The 7,047-nt window shown below is 53.9% G+C and carries 7 protein-coding genes; all 7 read right to left on the bottom strand.

All coding sequences use genetic code 11. From position 1 onward, the window contains the following. Positions 1–262 (bottom strand): hypothetical protein (locus tag ABYW01_RS10210; protein ID WP_372832499.1); only part of this gene is annotated, 262 nt, incomplete at its 3' end. Between the two features lie 13 nt (positions 263–275). Further along, positions 276–1,874, bottom strand: coding sequence for a GspE/PulE family protein (locus tag ABYW01_RS10205; protein ID WP_372832498.1), 1,599 nt, complete (start codon positions 1,872–1,874; stop codon positions 276–278). Next, positions 1,874–2,989: a type IV pilus twitching motility protein PilT gene (locus tag ABYW01_RS10200; RefSeq protein ID WP_372832497.1), complete on the bottom strand. Its 1,116-nt coding sequence runs from the start codon at positions 2,987–2,989 to the stop codon at positions 1,874–1,876. Before ABYW01_RS10200 ends, ABYW01_RS10205 begins: the two co-directional genes overlap by 1 nt. A gap of 40 nt (positions 2,990–3,029) precedes the next feature. Next, positions 3,030–3,653, bottom strand: a complete 624-nt coding sequence (locus ABYW01_RS10195) for a hypothetical protein (RefSeq protein ID WP_372832495.1) — start codon at positions 3,651–3,653, stop codon at positions 3,030–3,032. Continuing rightward, a complete protein-coding gene (locus tag ABYW01_RS10190; protein WP_372832494.1) occupies positions 3,650–5,665 on the bottom strand; it encodes a hypothetical protein in 2,016 nt (671 codons plus the stop codon). Before ABYW01_RS10190 ends, ABYW01_RS10195 begins: the two co-directional genes overlap by 4 nt. Positions 5,666–5,766: 101 nt before the next feature. Next, positions 5,767–6,273, bottom strand: coding sequence for a hypothetical protein (locus ABYW01_RS10185; RefSeq protein WP_372832493.1), 507 nt, complete (start codon positions 6,271–6,273; stop codon positions 5,767–5,769). A 106-nt stretch (positions 6,274–6,379) separates the two neighbouring features. Beyond that, the coding region (locus ABYW01_RS10180; RefSeq protein ID WP_372832492.1) for a hypothetical protein at positions 6,380–7,047 on the bottom strand (668 nt) is incomplete at its 5' end.

Raw genomic sequence — 7,047 nt, 5'->3', positions numbered from 1 at the left:
CCGCCCGGAGCATCAATGCAAGCTGACGAAAGGTCATCACCAGATCACCGCTGCTGATACCGGCATACCGTTTGGGTGATAGCGAACGGCGCAACATCGCGAGCAGGCGCAGCGGGTTGAAGCTGGAAGCGAGTTCGACTTTCAATACATGGAGGGAGCGAGAACGTAACAGTGCCGTAGCTTCTGCCGGGCTGGCGGCTTCAACATTCCCTTTTTTCTCCTGCCCGCGGGCATCGAGCGCCTTATATCTGTACTTTGCCATGAGATATCTCCTGCTATTCCTGATGTAGATGCATGGCTTCATGCAGGCTGGTGGTGCCATCCAGTACTTTGTGGCGAGCGTCCTGCCATAAAGTGCTCAACAGCTGCTGTTGGTTGGCGTATTTTTTCAGCGCTTCATCGTCGGCGCCTTCATGAATCAGCACTTCCATTTTTGAATCTATCCACAGGGTTTCGTAGATGCCGATACGCCCCCGGAAGCCGCTGCCAAGACATTGTGCACAGCCGCAGGGTTCGTAGAGTGTGACGGTTTTATCCACCTGAAGATGACGCTGTTCGGAGGCGGTGGATGGACGCGGTTTTCGACAGGCTGTGCATAACTTTCGAATCAGTCTCTGGGCCAAAATACCTACGAGTGTGGAAGCGATGAGATAACGCGGACAGCCAATATCCACAAGGCGGTTGATGGAGGCAACGGCGCTGTTGGTGTGCAGTGTGGATAACACCATATGACCGGTCATGGCGGCACGCACGGCGGTTTCGGCGGTTTCTTTATCACGGATCTCACCCACCAGCATCACATCAGGATCATGACGCAGAAATGAGCGCAGGGCTTTGGCGAAACTGACTTTCTCTGAAACCTGTACCTGTCCGGTACCTTCCACCACCTGCTCGATCGGGTCTTCAACGGTCAGGATATTGAGTTCGCTGGCATCCAGTTCCCGCAGCGCTGCGTATAGCGTTGTACTTTTGCCGCTACCCGTAGGTCCCGTCACCAATACGATGCCATGGGGTTTACGTACGGCATCACGCATTGGCTGCAATACAGGGTCCGGCATCCCCAGCTGGGACAGGGTCAGATTACTGGTGTCCTGACCTAAAATACGCAGGGTGGCCCGTTCTCCCCAGCGGGTCGGGATGGTGGCAACACGCATCTCCACCTCATCCGCTTCAGGCCAGTCGCTGATGCGATAGGCAAAGCCGCCATCCTGCGCCATATTCTGTTCGGCAATATCCAGCCCGGAGAGAACCTTAATACGGCTGATCAGCGCTTCGGCCAGCGTCTGATCGATCGGGCGCTCGTAGTTATGCATCTTGCCGTCCCGACGCATACGCAGTTGCATGCCCTCTTCCAGCGGTTCGAAGTGCAGATCCGTGGATTTGCAGACATAGGCCTCTTTCATGATCGCTTCGAAGATCGAGACCGCGTCCTGATTGTTTTCGTAGAGCTTAAAATGCTGGCGCAGGCAGGTTTCGATCAGCAGTGGATCGGCCATCGCCATATGGGGACGTTGGCCCAATGAACGCATGACAGCATCCACCGGCATACGGTCATCGGGGTCGGTCAGCAGCACAACTAACTCGTTGTTCCGTTCTACCGGCAGGAACAGACGACGCAGCAAAATATCACCGTTAAAAGGTGTCAGCAGCTCGGATTTAATCTGAATATCGCCCCGTTCATAGAACGGCAGTTGGCGGCTTTCGGCCAAGGCTCGGTATAACGCGGTGAGAGGGTAGCGGCCGTGTCGGCAGAGCAGTTCCGGTAGATTGATTCCGGCCCGACGTGCTTGTGTTTTGAGTTCGGGTAACTGCAGAGGATCGATCAGTCCGGCCGTGACCCCCGCCTGAATCAGGGTGTTTTCCTGCAACGCCATCAGCGTGCCCCGCCTTTGGCGCTGAGTAAACGCTCAAAAGTTTGCAGGTCGCGGCATAACATCCTGCCAGCGTCAGCCGTGATCTGTTTTGAGCGAACTACGCGAGCCAATGCCTGATCTAGCGTTTGCATCCCTTCACGGGTGCTACTTTCCATCACGGAGTAGATCTGCTTACTTTTGGATGATTCGATCAGGTTGGCGACTGCTGTGTTCACCATTAGGATTTCTGCCACCACGGCGCGACTTTTACCGTCCATTGTAGGTACAAGGTTTTGTGCGACGACGGCTTTTAGGGCGTGGGCGATACGTTGGCGGGCCACGGTTTGTTCGTTACCGGGGAAACTGCCAATCAGTCGCTCGATTACGCCGACCGCATCATTGGTGTGCAGCGTGGAAAAGACCAGATGGCCGGTTTCGGCGGCGGTCAGTGCGGTGCGCATGGTTTCCAGATCGCGCATCTCTCCGACCATGATGACATCCGGGTCTTCACGCAGGGCGGCTTTTACTGCGCTGGCGAAGTTAGGCACATCGGTGTACAGCTCGCGCTGGTGGACGATCGATTGTTTGTTCTGATGAACAAATTCCACCGGGTCTTCCACAGTCAGGATGTGTTTGGCCTGATGTTCGTTGATATCGTTCAGGATGGCGGTCAGGGTGGTACTTTTACCGGAACCTGTGGCACCGCAGACCAATACCAACCCACTTTTTAACTGTGCCAGGTATTCCATCTGAGGAGGCAGGCCCAGTTCTGAGGTACTTTTCAGACTGCCGTCCAGATAACGGATCGCAAGCGCGGTATTGCCCTGCTCGCGGTATACATTGACCCTGAAACGGTTTCCCAGCTGGGTGCTAAATCCCATATCCAGCGTCATATCCTGCCGGAATTGACCTTGTTGCAGTTTGGACATTAATGCACGGGCCATCGCATCGACTTCGGCGCCATTGTATTGGTGCTCTCCGGACGAACGGATCTGCCCCCGGATACGGTAGGTTGCGGGTAGCCCATGGGACAGGTGAAGGTCCGATGCGCCCAGTGTGGCGCAGGCGTCCATCAATTCACGGATCTGTTGCGCCTGCTGGATGTGATTTAGTGGGTTCTCAACAGTCTGGGTCATAATACGTTTAAGTCCTTAAATACCGCCCTGAATCAGGACCTTACATCTGTAGGCTGAGATGAATTTTCAGATAACCTTCGCTGTCGGGTACGCTTTCCAGTGCAATGTCGGTGACATAGATGTGGTAACTCAGCTCGGGCAACGCATCGAGAAAGGTGATCAAGTTGAGATAGTGCCCACCCAGCGAGAATAGAAAGTGCGGCCGGTTGGAAAAATGCTCGCGCAGTGCCTGTCCGTCGAGATGCTGATGGTTAGAGCGCAGCGTGTTTTTGCTGGTAGTCAGGCGGCTCACCCGTAACATGCTGCTTTGGGCCAGTTGAGTGAGTTCCAGCTTCAGTGCTTCGCGGGCGCCGGCATCGTTCAACGGCAACAGTGTGCTCGCCAGATTGCGCAGCTCGCGGGTCTGGCTATCCAGAGTGGTTTTCAGGGTCGCCAGATGCGCTTCGGAAATGCCCTCTTCCAGTTTGGGAATATCGACGTTTCCTAAGCGCTTTTCGATTCGGTCCGCTTTGCGGTTAGCCATCTTTTGTGTCTCAAACATCTGTGCCCAAGTAGCGGCGGCCCAGAACAGATAGCCCGCCACCAATGAACAACTGATGAAGATCCATAGCATCTTACGATCACGTTCGGGCAGGGCCTGATATTTGTCACTGATCCAGCTCATGGGCGTGTTCCTGACGGGGTTGTGAATGTTGAGGGCTGGAGAGGTGAGGCGGCGGTTTGCAGCACAATATCGATGGCGTAAGGCAGCGGAGTCCTGTTCTCCGGGTCATGAATGACGTCAGATGAACGGACCTGAAGATTCATCGGTTTCAGCAGTTGGTTCAGGTTATGGGTAAATTCCTGTCCCTGAGAATCACCGCCCGCTTCGGCACTGATCTGCACGTGTTCCGCGCTGCGCTGCACGGATACCAGCTTTACACTTGCGGGTATGCTGATGCTGATCGCTTTTAACAGGACGGGAACCGTCAGCTGTTGTTGTGACAGCTCTCGACTGAGTTGAGACAACAATGCGGTATTTTTCTCTACTTCCAGTTGTGCATCTGCGATCTGCCCTTTCAGCCCTGATTGTTGACTGATGATGGTGCCAAATTGCTTTTGCAGTGCTGATTCTTTCTCGAATTTTTCGTTCAGTTCTGAAAGGCGCTGCTCTTGTTGCCACATGTTGGCGTGCATCCAGAGCATAAAACCGGATAACGCAGATATCACCACTATGGCCGCGGACAGCTTCAGTGTTTTGGGTTGCAACAGTTTCTGCCAGATAGGCGGTTCGATATCACGCGCTGCGATCCAGCTCAGACGCGCGCGGGAAACATGATGCAGGAAGTGATCAGCAGCGCCAGAGAGACTGAGCAATGCATCGTCACTGAGTCCATCAGGTGTGACCAAATCCGGAACATCCAGGGTCAGGCTGTGTAGGTTGACGCCCAACTCCTGGCTGAGTTGGCGTAACTGCTGATCATCCAGCTGCTCCTGATGGTTGATATAGAGGTTTTTCAGATCGGACGGCAACACGCCGGTCAGGGTGTTGATCTGGTGGGCATCAACCGCACCGGGTAAACGTTCGGCGACCTGTATTTCGGTCACGCCCCCGGCATGCCCGCTGATGCAGGCCAGTTGTTCCAGATGCAGCTCAATCAGCCATTGTTCCTGATCGGTACAGCGGTGGGACAAACTGGCGAAGCTAGCGCCCACGGAGGGATAAAAGGCTTCAATTTTCAGACCGTTGAGGTTAAATGCCCCCACCCAGCGGCGGCGAACTTCTTTGCTCATGCCGCTGACCAGCCATTTGTGGGCGCTGTTATTGTCCTCTTCGGCACTGAGCAACACTTCGTCACTGAGTGTCTGGTCTGACAGGTTCTCTTCGGCCTGCCAGCCGTACACCAGATCATCATCCAGTGCGACCAATTTGCCCTGCAGGGAAAAGCACTCCTCCAGCTGTGCATAGCTGATGTATTTCATCTGCACGGCCAGATCTCCAAAACGGATCATGGCGCTTTCACCGCCCTGACTCTGGCGTAGCTGCAGTTCTGTGACCAGTTCATCACGCTGCTGCGGACTGAGGTATCCGCGCTCGACCAGCATGGAGCCGATTAACCACTGTTTATTTTGCTGGGTAACCGCCCCTTCCAGTTCCCAGCGGATCAGCTCCTGCAACTGTTCATCGGAACGCGGACGCAATGGGCTGACCGGTAGATCAACTAAGGATGAAACTACGCTGGGGGTGATCAGAATCGCGCGTTTGGGCAGGCGACGCTGATGCTGCTTCAGCTGTTCCATCACTTCGGCGATGGCTCGGGTGAAGTCTACGTTGCGGGATTCAGCCACGACAGCCGGTACGGCGTAGTGGCGGGAGTTGCGGATCAAGGCACCGCGCAAGCCAAAGCTGCCGGCTTGAAACGCGATCATGGCAAAGCTTGGGCCAACTGAAAAATATCCGACCAACGCACTGAAATCCGGTCGTTTGAAACGTTGTGCGGGTGCGCTATTTGGCACCTCAGCCATCGTATCTGAGAGGTCCACATCCTGATGGAGTTGATCGTCCTGTTGATCCACCGGCTGTCCGGTAAACGGATTGATACTGACCGCATCAGGATCTTGAGCGATCTCTGTGACATGATCGTCAATCACTGTTTCAGTTTTACGGCGCAGCAGTTTATTAAACAGGTTTTTCAAAACGGGTGCTTCCGGTTGTGTGCTGTAGCTGCCCTCTTCGAGGGCGGCCGTTGGGTGTCCGTATGTTGTTTTGCAGAATCATTCACGATTAATGATTCTGCTTAGCGAATCATCTCCGCACCGATCACAACTAAACGCGGGCCTTTGGCGTAGTTGTAGATATGAACGGCATAAAAATGAGTGAGTTGGTCTTGGGGCATTGACTTCAATTGCTGGGCAGCCGATCGACTGACATAGACGGCAATAACACGTCCGTCTTGCGCGCCCACAAATGCACTGTGACTGATTTCGGGCATATCCCCGTCACCCCAGAGGTTTAACGCATCGTAAACCAGTGAAAAGTGACCGGCTTTTGGGGGAGCCATCAGCGTAGCGTCAAACTGGATGGTCGAAGGAGGTAGCATCAGGCGTTGCTGCTTTTCGATCATCTTCGCGGAAAGTTGGTTGGCATCAATGAACTCGTTCAGCACAACCGGTTCGAATTGCGGTGAGACGGGCGCCGTGTCAGAACTATTTGACGCGTTTGCTTGGCTGCTAAATGCCAATAACACCAGCGAAAGGATAATAGACGGACGTAAAGAAAGAGATGCCAAACTAAACAACTGCATAGTGATGACTCGGGTAAGAAGAAGGGGGAAATTTGAAACGTAAAAGGCCGATCAGGTTGCCCTGACCGGCCCGGGAGATATGAACTCCAGCTAACCGGTCGTACGATTAGATGGTGTTACGTGTACCATCCCATTCACCCAGTTCTTCTTCTTTGGTGTCGCCAGCGCCATCGACGATTGCTGCCAGAGTTGCCTGTTCACCCGCAACAAGAACACCAGCGGCACCGTATGTACCAATGTTAAACAGTGCTACGAAGCGGTTATACTCAGTCTCTGAGACGTGACGGTATACAGGTACAGTGGTCATACCACCCAGCTGATTTGCATTAAACAGAGTGGAGGATGGACCCAAGCCAACAGCCAACAGTGCAGGGTTTCCTTCTGAATCGAAGGCTGCAGCAGAATCAAAACCTGTACCTGCCTGACCCATTACACGCTCATAGCCGCCTTTCCATACTGCAATTAGGTCGGTATCAGCCAAGGTGTGGGAGAAACCACAACCATTTGCTTTTGGCGTCATAAAAATGTTGCCGGCTACAACTGCATTACTACGGGAAGCAACGGTAGCTCCCAAGTTTGTGTCGGTACATGCGTCACCAGTAGCAGTAACAAAGCCGTGAACCGTGTCGTCACCCAGATCTCCACCAACATACTGAAGCTGGCTGATACCCCCGCCAGATAGAATCTCCACAACATCCGCTGTCAGCGCTTTTGGCTCAATGTCTTCAATTGCCAGAACGCTTGCTGCGGTAGCCGCTTGAACACCAGCAGCAT

This window comes from Pontibacterium sp., assembly GCF_041587635.1.
Taxonomy (GTDB): Bacteria; Pseudomonadota; Gammaproteobacteria; order Pseudomonadales; family Balneatricaceae; genus Pontibacterium.
Note: the sequence above shows the minus strand (reverse complement) of the source record. Positions and strands in the feature narration are given on the sequence as shown.